1 protein-coding gene is annotated in these 1242 nt (G+C 49.4%); it reads left to right on the top strand.

The window, feature by feature from the left end; genetic code table 11:
• The first annotated feature begins 62 nt into the window (after positions 1-62).
• Entirely contained in the window at positions 63-611 is a 549-nt protein-coding gene (locus DW089_RS08100; protein WP_118287067.1) for a flavodoxin family protein, read from the top strand.
• Positions 612-1242 lie beyond the last annotated feature (631 nt).

The following is a 1242-nucleotide window of genomic DNA, read 5'->3' as shown; positions in this document are numbered from 1 at the left end:
AAAATATGTATGTGAGCTGTTTTTAATAACTCACATACATATCATACGAGGGGGAGTTTGTAATGAACAAAAAAATCGTCATCTTGAACGGCAGTCCCAGAAAAGCTGGCAACACCTCTGCCCTGGTAAAAGCCTTCACCCAGGGAGCTGAAGAAGCCGGCAACACCGTCACCGAATTTTTCCTGGATGCCCTGACCATCCACGGCTGCAAAGGCTGCTTTGGCGGCCATAGCAGCAAAACCTGCCCCTGCGTCCAGCAGGACGACATGAACAAAATCTATCCCGCCGTCCGGACCAGCGACATCGTCATCTTCGCCACCCCACTGTACTATTGGAACATGAGCGGCCAAATCAGAACCGCCATTGACCGCCTGTTTGCCCTGGAAGAAGGCGACGGCAACCTGCTCCGAGGCCATAACAGAGCCAGCGCCCTGCTCATGGCCGCCGAAGGAAACGACTTTGCAGACGTCCTCACCTACTACGACCACCTAATGAACCATTTGCAGTGGAAAAACCTCGGCCACGTCCTGGCCGGCGGCAACTGCAACGTAGGCGACATCACCGGCAAAAAAGAACTGGAAGAAGCCCGCGCCCTGGGCAAAACAATGTAATTAGGCCCTGACAAATCAAATAACCCTAAACCATAAGCACCCCTCGCCAATGGAAACCATACCAGTGACGAAGGGTGCTTTTAGGTTGGAGGAATTGGTAAAATGAGAATGTTTTGTGTGAAATCGAGAGAATCGAGCCACGATAAACTGCAGCAATGGAGGAAGCGGAGAACGTACAACAGCTTGAAGCCGGGTGGCGTCAAGCTGTTGAGGAATCAAGATGGAATATATATAGCGGCGCCAGCGCCGCAGAAGGAGCCCCACACAGCTAAATTGGTCAAATGAGAATACTTTTGCGTGAAATCGAAGAGATTCGAGTAACGATAAGCTGCAGCAATGAAGGAAAAAGAGCACTTTCAACAGTTTGAAGTTTGGAATCCAGGTTCTTCAAACTGTTGAGGAATCAAGATGGAATATATAGCGGCGCCAGCGCCGCAGAAGGAGTCCCACACAGCTAAATTGGTCAAATGAGAATACTTTTGCGTGAAATCGAAGAGATTCGAGTCACGATAAGCTGCAGCAATGAAGGAAAAAGAGCACTTTCAACAGTTTGAAGTTTGGAATCCAGGTTCTTCAAACTGTTGAGGAATCAAGATGGAATATATAGCGGCGCCAGCGCCGCAGAAGGAGT

This window comes from Acidaminococcus sp. AM05-11, from assembly GCF_003472805.1.
GTDB classification, from domain to species: Bacteria; Bacillota; Negativicutes; order Acidaminococcales; family Acidaminococcaceae; genus Acidaminococcus; species Acidaminococcus hominis.
This window is presented reverse-complemented; position numbering and strand designations above follow the sequence as displayed.

Bases quoted from the DNA above. Each gene is read 5' to 3' on its own strand.
- DW089_RS08100 (WP_118287067.1), top strand. From the start codon at position 63: ATGAACAAAAAAATCGTCATCTTGAACGGCAGTCCCAGAAAAGCTGGC.